Genomic DNA, 15,638 nt, shown 5'->3' with positions numbered 1-15,638 from the left:
TGCGCGCGTTTTTGTGCTTGTTTCATGGTACCTCCGCTCAAAAAGGTACTATGGCAAAGCCCGTGTCTTATGGGTATGTGGGGTTTATTAACCGCTTACGTTGATCTGGCAAGATCAATCAACAGGTTACACCGCATTCTTTTTTGCTTATACACCAGAAATCACTATAGCTCATCAGCGAACTGTGCTGTCGATCTTACCTCTAACAAGACCGTATCGATCGCTAAAAACGTTCAGTTAAACGAAAAATCGCCAATAAAATCAAAAAACGTCGATTAATCCCCACGAACTAGAGTCGACGGAAAGAAAAGCACACTCGATAAGATGATGACGCAAAAGGAAGGGCATAGAGACATGTCAACGAGTTAATAGAATAAAGCGACACCGCCAGAAGGCGGTGTTGAACGCAAACATTGCTCACAGAAAAGAGTAGAGAGTTATACAGAGGCGACTGTGAGAGGTTATTTTTCTAAGTGTTGTAATAATTCTTGACGGCGTTGGGGTGGCACTACCGACCAGTGTTTACCGGTAATCGCCCCTTCTAACGACCACAAAAGCTCGAGACTTAATTGTGTTTCATGAGCAGATCTCAGTGCTTTATAAGCGCCGACGGCACCGTGCTTTTGCAATGTTTCTGGCGAGTCTATGCCTGCCTTTTTAAGCATTCGTTCGGTGGCTAATCGTAGATTAGGGAGATCTTTGAGCCTTGACGGTGTCGCTGCCGATTTCATAGAACGATCCTGGATAGCAACGTCGAGGGCATTTTTCGCTTCGGCCAATAGTCGCTCTGGATCGTCCCACCAAGCGCTAGGAATAGCAAAATATTTGGTGACGACCGGGAATCCACGTTTTTTGTACACATATGGCGTTAAGCCTTGCTGTTTGAGTAAGGCCTCGTTTTCTTTACCGGCACGAAGGTGGAGGGTGTTATTGACCACGAGGGCGAACATGGTGTCTTCACAAAAAAGTCCAAATCCGCCGAACATGGATCGGGATTTGATATTGCCAAACTCGGCAAATAAACGCATCGCGTCTTTTAAAGCAGGTTTATCCATTTAATAACAATCTCGATGAATGTGAATGCCTAAAAATAAAGTCGCAGTCTAACAAGGCAAACAGACAAGATTGTCAACGAAGCATCAAATATTCGATTTGATCCGTTCGTTTGCTGACACTTGATTCAGCAATAAAAACAACAGCGCTGGCAGCCCCGCTACCATTGAATCCCTGACAGTGACGCCAGAATCATTAGGCCGGAGGCTTTGCGTCCCATGCTTTCGCGATGGTTTGCCTTGTTCAAACGTTGTCCAGGATATAATAATTGGACACAGATGTCGCCCTCTCTACGCATACAAAATGTGATATTGGTTCAATAAGTATGTAACTGATAATTTAAAGTAAAAGCTCTTATCCATAGTAAATCAAAAAAGCCACGACCGTCATAGGGGCGTGGCTTTACATAAAAAAACGCGATAAACCATTAGGTTAGGTTTTTTACAGAGTCTCGACTGATTAATGATAAATCCATTTCAAACACTTGCTGCTGCGTATCGTTATCATTGATCCGGCTGAGTAAAAGTTTAACCGCAGTCTTGCCCAGTTGTCGTTTAGGTTGATGGACAGTCGTCAACGGTGGTGAGTAATATTCAGTCAGATCAATATTGTCATAACCGATGACAGAGATATCATCTGGCACCTGAATACCCGCCTGGTTGAAGGTGCTTATCGCCGCTAACGCCATGATATCATTAAAACAAAAAACTCCCGTAGGACGGTTTTCCATGGCAATAAACTGCTGAGCGGCGACTTTTGCTTGATTCGCTTCAAAGTCCGCTTCAATGATCCAGTCTTGATTTACGGGGATATCAGCTTCTTTCAGGGCCCGATAAAATCCTGCAAGCCGTTGCTTACAGGTGTTCTTATCCATTTGCCCAGAGATACAACCAATTTGGGTATGCCCGTTGTCAATAAAATGTTTGGTTGCCAGATAGCCGCCTAGTTCCGCGTTATCTTCAATCCGATCGGTATCAATGTGGTGACTGCCCCAATCCATGACGACCATGGGTAGGTCACGCTTTTTCTCTAGCAGTAGCATGAGATCTTCATTGAGATCCGAGCACACCACAATTAAACCGTCGACACGCTTTTCTGACAGCATACGCAAATAGTCGCGCTGCTTTTCAAGGTTGCCTTCGGTATTACACAAAACTAGCGTGTAGCCTTGCTCGTAGCAATAGTCTTCTACACCGTGCACGAGCTCGGCAAAAAATGGGTTGGTCGATTTAGTGACCAGCATTCCGAGCGTACGTGTCGTATTACATTTTAAACTACGAGCCACAGCACTCGGTGCATAGTTCAGGTCTTCAACGGCTTGCCAAACCTTTTCTGTTGTCTTTTCGGCGACAAAGCGGGTCTTATTGATAACGTGTGAGACCGTGGTGGTTGAAACACCCGCGAGACGCGCGACATCTTTAATCGTTGCCATCTTAATTCTTCTATATTGTGAAGCCTTGGGATCGTTACTCGCGACCTTACAGAAAAACGCCGCTGATACGCAGCGGCGCTGTCTTTCACAATCCCAGCCCATCAGACGGTTGCGAAGGTAACGAATCCGATTTCATCCATTCTCATAGCTAATCGGTTGCGGTCTCAGTTTACTTAGGTTGCCGCCTAGTCGCAATTGGTCTGATGAGCGAACGATCATCAACAGACGGTTTTGTGACCCAGCTAGGCGGTTATCAATGCAAAAGTCTCATGGCGACGCTGGCAAGATCCCACCTTGATAGCAATAACTCAGGCACTAGGTCACGATCAATGGGCAGGCATGCTCTGGGTGCTCAATGACCTTAAGCGGATACTGATAAATCTTTGCGACCTGTTCACTCTCAAAACATTGCCATGGGGTACCCGTTAATATCATCTCTCCTTGTTTGAGAAAATACAGGCGATCCGCGTAGCGACTGGCAAGATTGAGGTCATGCAGCACCAAGACCACTGTCATCCCTTGATCGGCAAGCGATCGACAGCGTTGTAGCGTGTAATGCTGATGGGTAATATCGAGCGCCGATGTAGGCTCATCGAGTAGCATGATGGCCCGCGTTGGATCGGTTTGGACTAACTGCAAAGCAATGCGTGCCATGTGGACTCGCTGTTTTTCACCGCCTGACAATATAGGATAAGGCCGGTTAGCAAGGTGGGTGATATCCCACTGCTGTAACTGCTCATCGGCGAGGGCGGCAATTTGCGCCTGATTCGCTTGTAACGGTGTCGCCCCCATTTGAACCACTTCTTTGACCGTAAACGCAAAGGTTAAGCCACTACTTTGGGGAAGAAAGGCGACCTGTTTAGCAAAGCGCTCACCATGCCATGCGGCTTTAGGCATGGCCCAAAAATCAACCTGGCCTGATGGATGACTGTCACTCATCACTTGTTTGAGTAAGGTGCTTTTCCCCGCGCCATTTGGCCCGAGCAACACATGTAATTGGCCTGCAGCAAAGGAAACATTGATGCGATTAAGCAGTTGGCGTCCGTTAAGCGAGTAACTTAAATCACGAACATTGAGGGCAATATCAGACATTAATGCACCACTGCTTGTCGTTGTTGGATCAAAAGCCATAAAAAGAAGGGTGCCCCCATAAGTGCGGTGATGATCCCCACTGGCAGCTCTGCCGGCGCAACAATGATTCGTGCGATAATATCAGCAAGCGTCAATAAAAGGGCGCCCAATATCGCCGATAAAGGGATCAGGGTGCGATGATCTGGCCCAGCCAATAGACGGCCAATATGCGGTACAACCAAGCCAATAAAGCCAATTAATCCTGCGGCACTGACCGACACGCCCATTCCAGCGGCTGTTGCAATGATCAATAAGCGCTTTAGGCGATGAACATTGATGCCAAGATACGCAGCTTCGTTTTCGCCAAGTAATAAGGCGTTGATATGCGGAGCGCAGCGATAGGCAAAAAGCGTGAGGGTAACGGATGCAACGCCCGTTAACGCGATGAGTCCCCACGATGCGCCAGTGAGCGATCCCATTGACCACAAGGCGATATCACGCAATGTTTGGTTATCAGCAACGTAATTGATTAACCCGAGCGCCGCACCCGACAAGGCACTAATGGCAATACCGGCTAACAACATCACGGTAACCGATGTTCCCATCGATGTTGTGCCAATACGATAAACAAACAAGGTGGCGACCAGCGCACCCAAAAAGGCAAATAGCGGCACCGAGAGGGTAAAACCGACGTTAAGGCTGCCCCAGGATAACAGCAACAATCCCAACGCGCCGCCTAAAGACGCCCCTCCAGAGACTCCAATGATCCCCGGATCCGCAAGCGGATTGCGAAATAGCCCTTGCATTAATGCGCCAGATACTGCCAGAAGTGCGCCAACGAACAAACACAATAAGGTGCGTGGTAAGCGGACCTGTTGCACGATGGTCAAGATATGCGGTGCGACATCACTTTGCCAAGGGCTCAAGCTTTGTAAACTGACGAGCCACCCAAGTTGCCACTGTCCCACGGCTATCGACATCACAGTGACGATGAACAAAACAGTGATCAACACAGGGAAGAGCCGCTGATGCGTTTCACGAAAGTAAGCGTGCATTACTATTGGTTTCCGGTTAAATGGGTTTGAATGCGCAGGGCCTCATCAAGAGTATTCAGACTTAATCCACCCACTAATACACGGCCATCCACAGCGATGATGCGATTGTTTTTATACGCTCGTGTGCTTGATAGCAACGGGACGGCGTTTGCCAGCCCTTGCATACCACCAAGCTGATCGAGTGAGCGTTGCATGACCAAAATAAAGTCAGGATTAAAGCCAAGCAGCGCCTCGGGTGAAAGTGGCTTATAGCTGGTGACGGATTCAGCCGCAGGGTTCGTGGCACCGAGCAATTCAATCAAGGTATTTGGAGTGGTATCAGCGCCGGCGACACTGGCAGGTCGTCCCTGGTGAACCAAGAGAAAAAGACCGTTGAGCGTGGATGTGTTTGATGCTGACGCTCGGGTTTCTAGCTTGGCTAATTGGTCATCCATGGCGTTGATCAATGGTTCGGCATTCGCTTGTGTCGCCGTTAACTCCGCCAAGGTATGAATACGTTGCTTGAGGGCAGTGACCGTCGGGGTACTCGATAACGTCACCACCTTGACCCCGGCATCACGGAGTGTTGATAACACCGGTGCTGGGCCCATTTCTTCTGAACCAATTAAAAGATCGGGGGATAGCGAAAGTACACCTTCCGCCGCGAGCTGGCGATGATAGCCCACGCTCGGCATGTCTTTCTCTTGTAATTGGCTGGTGGCATCAATACCAACAATTTGTGATTGCGCGCCAAGTTCAACGAGCAAGTCAGTCACACTGGCGCCCGCACTGACGATGCGTGGCGAGGCATGAATCGATAGAGATATGAGGGTACTGAACAGAGCTATCACTCTTACTGCGGCGGTGGCCATGTTAAATCCTTATTTTCGCTTTATCAGTGGCTTATTGGTCAAAGGTAATGCGGTGTCATTGACAGTGATTTATCGTTCACTGCACATTTGTAATCATTAGTTACATAACTAATTAATATCAATTATCGTTTACATTGCTGTTCTCGATCAATACAATCTTGCAAAAATAATGATGATTCTCATTTGTAGTTGAACCAGAGAGCACTGAAATGACATTGAAAAAGGATATTTTGATACCACGTCCGAGCCACCTAAACCTCGCTATCGGATTTGCGCTTGGCACATTAAGCCTCACTTCACCCGTCATGGCCGCCGATGGCGGGCAACAAAATGGCAACCAAACAGAAACGGTGTCTGTGTATGCCAGTCGTATGGACGCGCAAAAAGCGAATCGCGCTGTTGCCGTCAGCACGGTGTCACAAGAAGAGATTGAGACAAGGCAAGGAAGTAACGTCACGGATTTAATTCGGCACCTACCCAATGTCTCTGTGCTTGGTGGCGGGCGCGATGCCGCTCAGTCTGTGACTATTCGTGGATTAAGCAGCGAAAACGGCCGCGTGGTGCAGCTTGTTGATGGTGCGCGTCAGAATTTTTCTGTTGGTCACCGCTCCAGTCTATTTATTGATCCTGAGTTACTCCGCTCGGTAGAGGTGGTCCGTGGCCCATCGAGCACTCTGTGGGGCTCCGGTGCTTTGGGAGGCGTGTTTGCCCAAAACACCAAATCAGCCAGCGATTTTCTTTCCGGTGATCAGGCCGTAGGTGGTTACCTTAAACAAGGATTCCACAGCAACAATAATGCCTCACGCACCAGCGGCGCGGTGTTTGGACGCACAGAGACGGTTGATTGGCTGGTACAAAGCTACTATCACGATAGTGATGATAACCAACTAGGCAACGGCAAAACCTTGTCTTATTCAGCGGATAGAGAAAAAGGTGGTTTTGCTAAAGTCCGTTACACACCATCTTTAGATCACCAATGGACGTTCACTGCTCGTCAAGGCGAACTTGATGATATGTCTCCATCAAATCCCTCAGTCAAAGAGCCGTCAGGTTCTTATCCGTTAGTATACCGGGAAACAAGGGACCAGAGCCTTTCCGTTGCCTACGATTATAGTCCCGCCAGTCATTGGGTCGATATTAACTCTCAGTTGTATTTCAATAATACTGAGATGAAAGAGCACCGTGTTGCATCGCAAGAACGTGACAATAATGAGACCCAAACCATAGGCTTCTCTATCACGAATACGTCCAACATAAAAAATATCGATTTAATTACAGGTCTGGATTTATATCGCGATAGTTATGAAACGAAACGTGATGACAGTAGTGCACCTGGAGAGCGTCCGGCAGGACAAGATGCAAATGCAGAAAGTATAGGGGCGTTTGGTCAAATAAATATTCCTGTATTCGATCAGATTCGTTGGCAAGCGGGTGTTCGATTTGACTCATACAAAGGTGAAGATAATCGGCCGACATCACTGGATAGTGAGAGCCGCGATCATGCGTGGTCCCCATCGACGGCATTGACATGGAACGCAACCGAACAGCTAGCATTGACTGCCAGCTATCGCGAAGCTTTTCGTGCACCGAGCTTAGAAGAAATGTATGCCAGTGGTACTCACTTTGTGGTTCCTATGGGGCCTACAAAGTTGATCAATCGATTTATACCGAATCCGGACTTGAAACCTGAGCACAGTGCCAATAAAGAATTAGCCATCACGTACCAATTTACACCGACGAGCTATTTCGACAATGCTTATGTTGATGCGCGCCTGTTCCGCAACGATGTTGACGATTTTATTGATATGAACGTTGACTTCATGGGCGGCACTACAACGCGTGAAAACGTTAAAGATGCCAAACTGGAAGGCATCGAACTAAGCCTACATCACCAACTCGGTGGCTTTACCAATAATCTAAGCTACAGCCAAACCGAAGGCAAGAATAAGAATGATGGTAGCTATCTCGATAACATCCCAGCTCACAAGTTTGTCGCAGAAACCGACTATGCGCTGGCGACGTTACCAGTGAGTGTCGGCGGTCGAGTCTCTCATTATGCCGATCAAAACGACACTAACGATGCCAACACTTACGACGGCTACACCCTGTGGGATGTGTATGCAAGCTACAGTCCCAATGGCGCTTGGGATGGCGTGAAGTTTGATTTAGCGATCGATAACTTAACCGACGAGCAATATACCCAAGCTTGGGCGCAAGTGGCTTCACCAGGGCGCGATATCAAATTTAATGTTCGTTACCAATTTTAGCTCGTTACCAAATTTAGCTCGTTACCAACTTTAACGACTCGTACAAAGGGCAGGTGAACGCCTGCCCACACTGATAGAACCTATCACAATAAAAATAGGCTGGGAGTGATCAATGACAACCACTACGTTAACGGAGCAGGTCAGTGCGCTACTGACCGAGAATGCCTCGATGCTGCCTGCCGATATGGCAGCAACGCTAGGTGTGAGTGAGGGGGAAGTGGTACGCGCCATGCCCGCAAATTATCAAACTTGGGTCGATGGGCAACATGCTGAAACCGTGCTCATGCAGGTGGCCGGATGGGACGGGCCTGTGACGGCGATTGTGCATTCCGGCGGCTCGATCTTTGAAGTAAAAGCGCCGTTCCCCAAAGGAAAAATCGCTTACGGCTATTACAACTTAATGGGTAAGCCCGGTGAGATGCATGGCCACTTAAAATTAGAACGCATGGCGGGCATTGCTTTTGTCAGCAAACCCTTTCGCGGCAAGACAACCCATTACATCGGCTTTTTTACCGAACAAGGCGATTCGATTTTTAAGATCTATCTCGGGCGTGATGAAAAACGTCAGCTTCTCGACAATCAGATTGATGCCTTTAACCAACTAAAAACGCAGTTAGCGACCTCACAACAAACAGAATCGGAGCAATAACTATGGATCAAGCGACTAAACAACAACGGCTACAAAACCGCCTTGGCCCTGAAATTAAAGAATTTCGTGCAAACTGCCGGACATTACAGCTTGCAACATTGGATACAAAAGGCAAACCCAATGTCAGTTATGCCCCCTTTGCTCAGCGTGAAGATGGCTTTTATATCCTGATCAGTGAAATTGCCCGTCACGCACGCAACCTGCAAGAAAACCCAAACTTGTCATTGATGATGATCGAAGATGAAGGGAGCGCGAAACAGATTTTTGCTCGTCAACGTCTTAGTTTTGATGCACGAGCTGAAATGGTGGAACGTAACACCGCGACTTGGCAAGTTGGCATTGATGCATTGAAAGCGCGGTTTGGCGATATTATCGATAATTTGAGTGGGTTAGAAGACTTTCGCCTCTTCCGTCTGGCGCCAGAAAACGGCCTGTATGTGAAAGGATTTGGCCGAGCGTTTCAGGTTGGCAGTGACGACTTTGTTGATATGGTGCACCTTGATCAAGGCCACCGTAAAATCGGCGAAGACAATGACATTAAAACTACCGATGAGCTCGTCATTAACGGCTAATCGAGTTGATGAAGGGTGAGACGGCAATGTGTTTCGCATTGCCGTTTTCTCTTTATTATCGGTATTGGGCTTGGTAACAACCTCGCTGCAATTATGGTAAAGTAAACGCCATTACCAAGCCGATAACCACGAGCAGCATGAATTACATCCCATTATCTGACTACAAAAGAAAGTGGATTTTCACCCATCAATCTCTCCCTATCCCAGAGCAAGATCTTGCTGAGATTAAACCCATGACAGAGACGCGTGCGGCGCAGTTGTGGCAAGAATTTATCAGTAAAGATAGCCCGACACCGGATCATTTTGGTAAGCAAGATTGGCCCACCCATCAAAACGTTTGGACTCAACGGCTGGTCTGGCAACATGCGTGGGACAACGATGATGATCTGCCTGAAGACTTTGTGTCCAATTTTCCTTGGGAAGACAATATTACGGTCTACTTTTGTTACGACAAACATAATATCGTCGAAACTCGCTGGGGCGTGTTCAAGCAATATTGGAAAAACTTTCTATTCTATGATGACAAACCCATCTTGATTGGTCGTCGTCGCAAAGAGGTTGCGATGTTTGAGCAATCAGGTGAAGTAGTGATCGGTCAACGTGACTGACGTTCAAGTCATCAACGACGTGGCCGTTAATAGAAAGATAAACCGCATGTCCAATCCATAGCGTCATCGTATAGGGATCAGAGATGATAAAAATAATCGCTGCCGTGTGTTTGTCGGTCTTACTGGTTGGGTGCTCGTTACCTAATATGTCGGATCTGTGGCGCAATTACAGTACCATTGGCTTAAACGAAGCATTACGGGGAGCCGAGCAAGATCTGATTCATTGTCGCTATGATAATACGCTGGATACCGCGCAGCGATACACAGTGATTGGAACCGCGCGAGAAAAAGCGCGTGCGTTCGAATTAATGGGGATCGCGTATAGCGAGCAAGAAAACACTGCTGAATTTGATCATACCTTGCAACGCTTTTTATTTTCAGAGCCAGGGCGCGCAATGACAGCGCCACAGGTGCAAATACAATGGCAACAAGCCCAGCTAGACATTGAGCATCAGCGTGAGACGGCGCTAAGCCAGACGCACTGTTTGCAGTCAACCAATATCCCCAAAACAGGACCGCTCAAATAATTAGGCAGCCACTGAATGTGACTGCCTGCGCACGCCGCAATGTTTGGCTAGCTCTTTAGAATACTGTCTGCCAAGGTGATCAGTCGCGGATAAGCGAACTCACTTTCTTGCGCAATCGCAGCTTGTTCAACTAACACCTCGTGCAGAATCTCTTGTGTGGTAAGTGGGTTAGCAAGTACCACCCTAAACACTGTGGTCGTCCGCCGCTGCCACTGCTCTGGCGTGAGACGCGTCCGTGAGACGAACGTTTGACCTGATTCACGCTGGCGTTTTTGCACAAATTTAGTCAGATCATTGAGCAAGTTATGAATCAAATCGACTTGCTCTTCATTAGCCACCGCAAGGGCCGCTTGCACACGAGCGGGAACAAACCGATAGGTCAATAAACAAAGCTCTGGCTCTGAGATCAGCTCAAAATCCGGGTGTTGGCTAATCATCTTGGCAAACACAGCTGCTTTATCGATACTTTGATCAATCAACAGCTCATAGCCACGGCGAGAAATAATATTCATACAGGCAAATACCAACATCGCCATACCGCTGCGAGAGCCTTCAAGCGTATGACTTCCGAGGTCTTTTGCCCCTTTACGGAGAATATACTCGGCGTGGTGCTCGATGGATGCGACCACGGAAGGATCTTTAAACAGCACCATACCGGCGCCCATAGGGACATACAGCTGTTTATGGGCGTCAATGGTCACCGAATCAGCACGTTCAATACCGGCCAGCTTATGGCGCTGGTTATTCGACATTAACGTGGCACCACCCCAGGCGGCATCCACGTGAAAATGAATGCCTTCTCGCTCAGCAATATCAGCTAACGCATTGAGTGGATCGATACTGCCGGTTTCTGTCGTGCCAGCGACACCCACGATGGCCACCGGTTTGATATTATCGCGATTCAGTTGCGTAATAGTGTCTTCGAGTGCATTAATGCAAATGCGATTTTGGTTATCTGCGGGCACGGAGATCAATTGGTCGCGGCCAATCCCTAGCACATCGGCGGCTTTTCCCAATGAATAGTGGCCCCGCTCAGACACTAGAATGGCCAAATCGCGATAACCATAGTGACGCATTGCACCAAACAAGCCTGCTTTGTTAATGCCAGGAAATTCACCATCAGGCTTAAGGACGTTATTTCTCGCCACCCATAGCGCGGTAATGTTGGCGACTGTTCCCCCCGAGCAGAATGCGCCCAGCGAGTGGTTGGCGCTGTGCATCCAGCTTTGATAAAAGGCATCATCTTGCTGATAAATCAGATTATGCAGCATGCCAAGCACTTGACGCTCGAGCGGAGTAAACGCTTTCGAGGTTTCGATCTTGACCGTATTCTGGTTAAGGCCAATCATGATTTTTGATAACGGCATTAAAAAATACGGCAGGGCAGAGGTCATGTGGCCAATAAATCGCGGCGAGGCGGTGTGAACGGACTGGGCCACCAATTTATCGAGTAAAAACTGCGTGTGATCCGACACGAAGGCAGGATCTTCAGGAATTGCGGGATTACTAAAATCACTTTCGATATCTGCCAGCGAACGCTCGGTAGCCGTAATGTGATTTTGTAAAAATCGATTAAGATTCTGCGAGATTTCTTGCTCAATTTGACTGAGCGTTGAGTCTGGCGCTTCGGGGACAGTGAAAATCCGGTGTAAGGTTTCGGGCGTCGCGTCCGCGGCTTTATTATGTATGGCCATGACGTTCTTCTTTTATCTGCTTAGCTGTTCAAACGGTGAAAACCCTGATCAAACAAAGGCTATGCACACGATCACTTGCTGAAAAATGGCCACAACATAGCAAAAAAATGCGCGGCAATCAGGCTTTTTTATCGTTTGATGACAGCAAAAGCCGCATAAGCAACGAATATGATGACGGTAAGAGCCGACAATTGCCGGCTCATTGTTGATTGATGCAGACTTACTGACATTGACGATCGTTAATGCTTACCATCTGATCGTTATATTGGTTCAATGGTTTGTCGATTTCTTTAGGGTGGCTGAGAAGGTCGGCGAGGGCACTACGTAGCGCATAGTTACCTTCCATTGACTCTCCTTGACGAAAAGCAAACACGTCTTTCGCCAGTGACGACGGCGGCAGTGAGCTTTGCGACAGGGTTTTAACATCTTCTTGCGAGAGCATTAGCCATGATTCAACCGGCGCATCGAGATTGAGCTTGGCGCTGTCATTATTTAAATAATAGTCAAAAGCTTGTGCGTTCAGATTAAAGTGGTTGGTGCGGCCGCGTAAAAACCAGTCGGCTACCTCATCCAAAGAGGCGTCTTTTTCAACGGTCATCTCCACTAATGCTTGATACCAGTTAATTGATGCATCAACGTAGTCATGATATTTGGCTGAATAACAGTCTGCGTTTTCTACCGGTGCCGCGTGTGACATCATCGGCAACAAGGCTGCGACCAGTGCAAGGGCATAGCGTTTCATAGCATTTTCCTAATCGTTATCGTGTTTGCGCTTAATAATTATACGCACTAACCATGCGAGGTGCGCAAACAGTGAGGCTTGGGCATCATTATTATGATAAAACGCCCACATTGTAGAACGACCTACCGACAAAGTTAAATAACACATTGATATAAAAAGCCCTGTAGCAGAAAAGCTGTGAAGCTGCCCTCAGTTAGTCGTTGCTCTCAGTGACGAAAGTAAAAAAGATCGGCTTAGCGCACTAATGATAACCAGCAGGATGCAAATTCAGCGAAGCCCAGCCCACCTGGTGCCTCTGTGATCCAGGTGGGTGGGGTATCGAGTGCAGCAAGGTGGGGGGCAATATTGGCGACCCCAACACTGAGCGGAAAGTAGGCAAACATGTCGTTATCGTTGCGTGAGTCACCAATAAAGGCAACCTGTTGAGGGGCAGCCTTTTCTGTGACACCGTAACGCAAAAGCCAATCCAGCGTCGCTTGTTGTTTATTATGGGTACCCAACCATGCGTTAATATGAATAGAGCTAGCCGTTGCTTTGGCACCATATGCGTGGAGTGCCTCAAGCAATGCATCGACTTCGAATTGTGGCGCACGTTGGGTATGCTGACCAATATCAATGGCCACTTCACAGTGGCGGTAGGCTTGATCGGCGCTGAGGGTACGATTTGGATACTGCTCGAGTAAGTGATCAATCCAATCGCGCAGCCCGGGTTGTGCTTGCTGGGCGGTGTAGCTGATTTTTGTCTGTCGTCGGCCATCTTCATGCCACATCACCACGCCACCATTTTCACCGATGACCGCATCGACAGGCCAAGCGTTAATGATGTGATCACACCAACCTGCACAGGCCCCTGTCACGGGTACTACACGGATCCCCGCGTCACGCAATTCGGTTAATGCCTTCAGTGTTTGCCACGGAAGTGCCCCTTGCCACGTCAAGGTGTCATCAACATCGGTAAACAGCCACTGAACATCGCGCCAGCGTTCGGCGTGTTGATGCATCGATGACAAAGGCAAACACTGAATTGGCATGACGCTATGCTCCTAAAGTATGTTCCTAAAGATTAAATCGCCACAACCCGCTCATCGCTAAGCGCTTTCACATCAAGCGTCAGCCGTTTACCGCTTTCAGCCGCAAAGACATGCAAATTGTGCGGGTCAATCGCTAACGGTAGTTGATCGCCCTCCATCACTTTACTATGGCCTTCTAAGCGCAAGGTGATCAGACTATCCGTGTCCGCGATGTGACCATAGACCAACAAATCGACCCCTAACGCCTCCGTTAAGGTCACCGATAGCGTAAATTGCGCCTGGTCGTTAGGGACGATTTTTAAATGTTCAGGCCGTAGCCCAACACACACTGATGATGCGGTTGTGCCCTCGCAATAAGCCAGTGCGTGATGACCGATGGATAGGGTGTGGTTGTGGATTTGTCCGTCGACGATGTTCATCGCCGGAGAGCCAATAAAGGTGGCAACAAAGAGGCTGGCGGGCGCATCATAGACTTCCAGCGGTGTACCAATTTGCTCGACGTTGCCGCCATTTAACACCACTAACCGGTCGGCTAGCGTCATCGCCTCAACCTGATCGTGGGTAACATAGACCGCTGTCGTCTTGAGTTTTCGTTGCAGGCTTTTTATTTCTAAACGCATCTGAACACGTAGCTTAGCATCCAGGTTGGATAAGGGTTCATCAAACAAGAACACCTTGGGACGACGAACAATTGCACGGCCCATTGCCACGCGCTGACGTTGGCCACCAGACAGTTGATTGGGGCGTCTATCTAGCAAGTGAGCAAGCTCCAACATGGTCGCGACTTCGTTGACCAATGTTTCAATCTCCGCTTTTGGGGTGCCGCGGTTTCTCAATCCGTAAGCCATGTTATTAAACACACTCATGTGCGGGTAAAGCGCATAATTTTGAAACACCATCGCGATATCACGCTCACCCGGCTCCAGATCATTCACTCGCTTGTTGTCGATAATTAAGTCGCCATCCGAGATGGCCTCCAGGCCCGCAATCATGCGCAGTAATGTGGATTTACCACAGCCACTTGGGCCGACCAAGACAATCATCTCGCCATCTTGTACGGCCAAGTCGACACCATGAATAGCTTTGAACCCATTCGGATAGGTTTTTTGAAGTTGATCGAGGGTTACCGTTGCCATTTACTTCTCCGTCTCCACTAAGCCTTTAACAAATAGTTTTTGCATGCCCAAAACCACCAATACAGGCGGTAGCATTGCCATTAATGTGGTTGCCATGACGCGGTTCCATTCCACTTCACCGTCGCCAACAGACAACATGCGCTGAATACTCATCACGATGGTGTAATACTCGTCATCCGTGGTGATCAGAATGGGCCATAAATACTGGTTCCACCCATAGATAAAAGTGATCACAAACAGCGCGGCAATATTGGTGCGCGATAAGGGTAATAAAATATCTTTAAAAAATTTAAACGGACCTGCACCGTCCATGCGGGCGGCTTCCAGCATTTCCCCCGGCACGGTCATAAAGAACTGCCGGAATAAAAAGGTCGCGGTGGCGCTGGCGATCAGTGGAATCGTTAGGCCCGACATGGAATTCAACATATTGAGGTCGGCAATGACCTGGAATGTCGGCATAATTCGTACTTCAACAGGAAGCATTAAGGTCATAAAAATGATCCAAAATGCCAGCATGCGGCCAGGAAAACGGAAATAGACCACCGCATAGGCCGACAAAATTGAAATAGCCAGTTTGCCGATGGATATGCCCATCGCCATTAAAAATGAATTCCATAACATGCCTGCTACGGTGATATTTAACTCACGCGATGTCCCTTCGGTGAGTACTTCTGTAAACACAGATAAGCCTTTGTCACCAAACCATAATGGGGTGACACCACTCACAAACGCGCTGCTATCATGAGTGGCGGCGGTGAGCGCAAGCCACACGGGCAACGCAACAGAGGCCACACCCAGAATCAACACCAGATGCGAGAACACAGTAAGCCAAGGGCGACGTTCAACCATTAGTATACCCAATTAACTTGAAGATGCATGATTGAACATCTGAAAGTTATCGTTAATACGAGACGTCAAAGACCCTGCGATCTCAGGAAGAGTCACAGTAA

General features: G+C 48.2%; 15 protein-coding genes and 1 riboswitch. Of the genes, 5 read left to right on the top strand and 10 right to left on the bottom strand.

From position 1 onward, the window contains the following. Window positions 1-461: 461 nt before the first annotated feature. The 5 genes from BZJ21_RS13920 to BZJ21_RS13900 form a co-directional block, all read right to left on the bottom strand. Complete coding sequence (locus tag BZJ21_RS13920) at window positions 462-1,055, bottom strand: TfoX/Sxy family DNA transformation protein (protein ID WP_077670084.1); 594 nt, start codon at window positions 1,053-1,055, stop codon at window positions 462-464. Between the two features lie 145 nt (window positions 1,056-1,200). After that, a riboswitch (cyclic di-GMP riboswitch) is annotated at window positions 1,201-1,302 on the bottom strand. A 178-nt stretch (window positions 1,303-1,480) separates the two neighbouring features. Beyond that, on the bottom strand, window positions 1,481-2,485 hold the full coding sequence (locus BZJ21_RS13915) for a substrate-binding domain-containing protein (RefSeq protein ID WP_077461138.1): 1,005 nt from the start codon (window positions 2,483-2,485) through the stop codon (window positions 1,481-1,483). 315 nt (window positions 2,486-2,800) lie between these two features. Next, window positions 2,801-3,577, bottom strand: a complete 777-nt coding sequence (locus tag BZJ21_RS13910) for a heme ABC transporter ATP-binding protein (protein ID WP_158075541.1) — start codon at window positions 3,575-3,577, stop codon at window positions 2,801-2,803. Next, the gene (locus BZJ21_RS13905) at window positions 3,577-4,611 is read right to left on the bottom strand and encodes a FecCD family ABC transporter permease (RefSeq protein ID WP_077670083.1); all 1,035 of its coding nucleotides are present in this window, start codon (window positions 4,609-4,611) and stop codon (window positions 3,577-3,579) included. The genes BZJ21_RS13910 and BZJ21_RS13905 overlap by 1 nt, the downstream gene beginning before the upstream one ends. A 2-nt stretch (window positions 4,612-4,613) precedes the next feature. After that, a complete protein-coding gene (locus BZJ21_RS13900; RefSeq protein WP_077670082.1) occupies window positions 4,614-5,462 on the bottom strand; it encodes a heme/hemin ABC transporter substrate-binding protein in 849 nt (282 codons plus the stop codon). Window positions 5,463-5,671: 209 nt separating this feature from the next. Between BZJ21_RS13900 and BZJ21_RS13895 the strand changes: the two genes are divergently transcribed. The 5 genes from BZJ21_RS13895 (at window position 5,672) to BZJ21_RS13875 (ending at window position 10,085) form a co-directional block, all read left to right on the top strand. Continuing rightward, window positions 5,672-7,729: a TonB-dependent hemoglobin/transferrin/lactoferrin family receptor gene (locus tag BZJ21_RS13895; RefSeq protein WP_077670081.1), complete on the top strand. Its 2,058-nt coding sequence runs from the start codon at window positions 5,672-5,674 to the stop codon at window positions 7,727-7,729. A 112-nt stretch (window positions 7,730-7,841) separates the two neighbouring features. Further along, the gene (hutX, locus tag BZJ21_RS13890; RefSeq protein ID WP_077661013.1) at window positions 7,842-8,378 is read left to right on the top strand and encodes a heme utilization cystosolic carrier protein HutX; all 537 of its coding nucleotides are present in this window, start codon (window positions 7,842-7,844) and stop codon (window positions 8,376-8,378) included. 2 nt (window positions 8,379-8,380) lie between these two features. After that, window positions 8,381-8,950 carry a heme utilization protein HutZ gene (gene hutZ / locus BZJ21_RS13885; protein WP_077670080.1) on the top strand — a complete coding sequence of 190 codons (570 nt, stop codon included), beginning with the start codon at window positions 8,381-8,383 and terminating at the stop codon, window positions 8,948-8,950. Between the two features lie 137 nt (window positions 8,951-9,087). Then, entirely contained in the window at window positions 9,088-9,558 is a 471-nt protein-coding gene (locus tag BZJ21_RS13880; RefSeq protein WP_077461145.1) for a DUF2947 domain-containing protein, read from the top strand. 83 nt (window positions 9,559-9,641) lie between these two features. Further along, a complete protein-coding gene (locus BZJ21_RS13875) occupies window positions 9,642-10,085 on the top strand; it encodes a hypothetical protein (protein ID WP_021023734.1) in 444 nt (147 codons plus the stop codon). 47 nt (window positions 10,086-10,132) lie between these two features. Here BZJ21_RS13875 and panP read toward each other — a convergent pair whose 3' ends face one another. The 5 genes from panP to ugpE form a co-directional block, all read right to left on the bottom strand. After that, a complete protein-coding gene (gene panP / locus BZJ21_RS13870) occupies window positions 10,133-11,779 on the bottom strand; it encodes a pyridoxal-dependent aspartate 1-decarboxylase PanP (RefSeq protein ID WP_021023735.1) in 1,647 nt (548 codons plus the stop codon). Between the two features lie 220 nt (window positions 11,780-11,999). Next, window positions 12,000-12,521 carry a hypothetical protein gene (locus tag BZJ21_RS13865; protein WP_021023736.1) on the bottom strand — a complete coding sequence of 174 codons (522 nt, stop codon included), beginning with the start codon at window positions 12,519-12,521 and terminating at the stop codon, window positions 12,000-12,002. Window positions 12,522-12,754: 233 nt separating this feature from the next. Further along, window positions 12,755-13,552, bottom strand: a complete 798-nt coding sequence (locus tag BZJ21_RS13860) for an HAD family hydrolase (RefSeq protein WP_077670079.1) — start codon at window positions 13,550-13,552, stop codon at window positions 12,755-12,757. 32 nt (window positions 13,553-13,584) lie between these two features. Beyond that, window positions 13,585-14,688, bottom strand: coding sequence for a sn-glycerol-3-phosphate import ATP-binding protein UgpC (locus BZJ21_RS13855; RefSeq protein ID WP_077670078.1), 1,104 nt, complete (start codon window positions 14,686-14,688; stop codon window positions 13,585-13,587). Next, window positions 14,689-15,537 carry a sn-glycerol-3-phosphate ABC transporter permease UgpE gene (ugpE, locus tag BZJ21_RS13850; RefSeq protein WP_077670077.1) on the bottom strand — a complete coding sequence of 283 codons (849 nt, stop codon included), beginning with the start codon at window positions 15,535-15,537 and terminating at the stop codon, window positions 14,689-14,691. It abuts the gene before it with no gap. Between the last annotated feature and the right edge of the window lie 101 nt (window positions 15,538-15,638).

This window comes from Salinivibrio costicola subsp. alcaliphilus, assembly GCF_001996185.1.
Classification (GTDB): domain Bacteria; phylum Pseudomonadota; class Gammaproteobacteria; order Enterobacterales; family Vibrionaceae; genus Salinivibrio; species Salinivibrio costicola.
The sequence above is the reverse complement of the archived record's forward strand: the minus strand, read 5'-3'. Positions and strand labels throughout refer to the sequence as shown.

Excerpts from the sequence above, each read along its gene's own strand:
- BZJ21_RS13905 (WP_077670083.1), bottom strand. The coding sequence starts at position 4,611 with ATGCACGCTTACTTTCGTGAAACGCATCAGCGGCTCTTCCCTGTGTTG.
- BZJ21_RS13880 (WP_077461145.1), top strand. The coding sequence starts at position 9,088 with ATGAATTACATCCCATTATCTGACTACAAAAGAAAGTGGATTTTCACC.
- BZJ21_RS13865 (WP_021023736.1), bottom strand. The coding sequence starts at position 12,521 with ATGAAACGCTATGCCCTTGCACTGGTCGCAGCCTTGTTGCCGATGATG.
- hutX (WP_077661013.1), top strand. The coding sequence starts at position 7,842 with ATGACAACCACTACGTTAACGGAGCAGGTCAGTGCGCTACTGACCGAG.
- BZJ21_RS13910 (WP_158075541.1), bottom strand. The coding sequence starts at position 3,577 with ATGTCTGATATTGCCCTCAATGTTCGTGATTTAAGTTACTCGCTTAAC.
- BZJ21_RS13900 (WP_077670082.1), bottom strand. The coding sequence starts at position 5,462 with ATGGCCACCGCCGCAGTAAGAGTGATAGCTCTGTTCAGTACCCTCATA.
- BZJ21_RS13915 (WP_077461138.1), bottom strand. The coding sequence starts at position 2,485 with ATGGCAACGATTAAAGATGTCGCGCGTCTCGCGGGTGTTTCAACCACC.
- BZJ21_RS13895 (WP_077670081.1), top strand. The coding sequence starts at position 5,672 with ATGACATTGAAAAAGGATATTTTGATACCACGTCCGAGCCACCTAAAC.
- BZJ21_RS13860 (WP_077670079.1), bottom strand. The coding sequence starts at position 13,552 with ATGCCAATTCAGTGTTTGCCTTTGTCATCGATGCATCAACACGCCGAA.
- hutZ (WP_077670080.1), top strand. The coding sequence starts at position 8,381 with ATGGATCAAGCGACTAAACAACAACGGCTACAAAACCGCCTTGGCCCT.
- BZJ21_RS13875 (WP_021023734.1), top strand. The coding sequence starts at position 9,642 with ATGATAAAAATAATCGCTGCCGTGTGTTTGTCGGTCTTACTGGTTGGG.
- BZJ21_RS13920 (WP_077670084.1), bottom strand. The coding sequence starts at position 1,055 with ATGGATAAACCTGCTTTAAAAGACGCGATGCGTTTATTTGCCGAGTTT.
- panP (WP_021023735.1), bottom strand. The coding sequence starts at position 11,779 with ATGGCCATACATAATAAAGCCGCGGACGCGACGCCCGAAACCTTACAC.
- ugpE (WP_077670077.1), bottom strand. The coding sequence starts at position 15,537 with ATGGTTGAACGTCGCCCTTGGCTTACTGTGTTCTCGCATCTGGTGTTG.
- BZJ21_RS13855 (WP_077670078.1), bottom strand. The coding sequence starts at position 14,688 with ATGGCAACGGTAACCCTCGATCAACTTCAAAAAACCTATCCGAATGGG.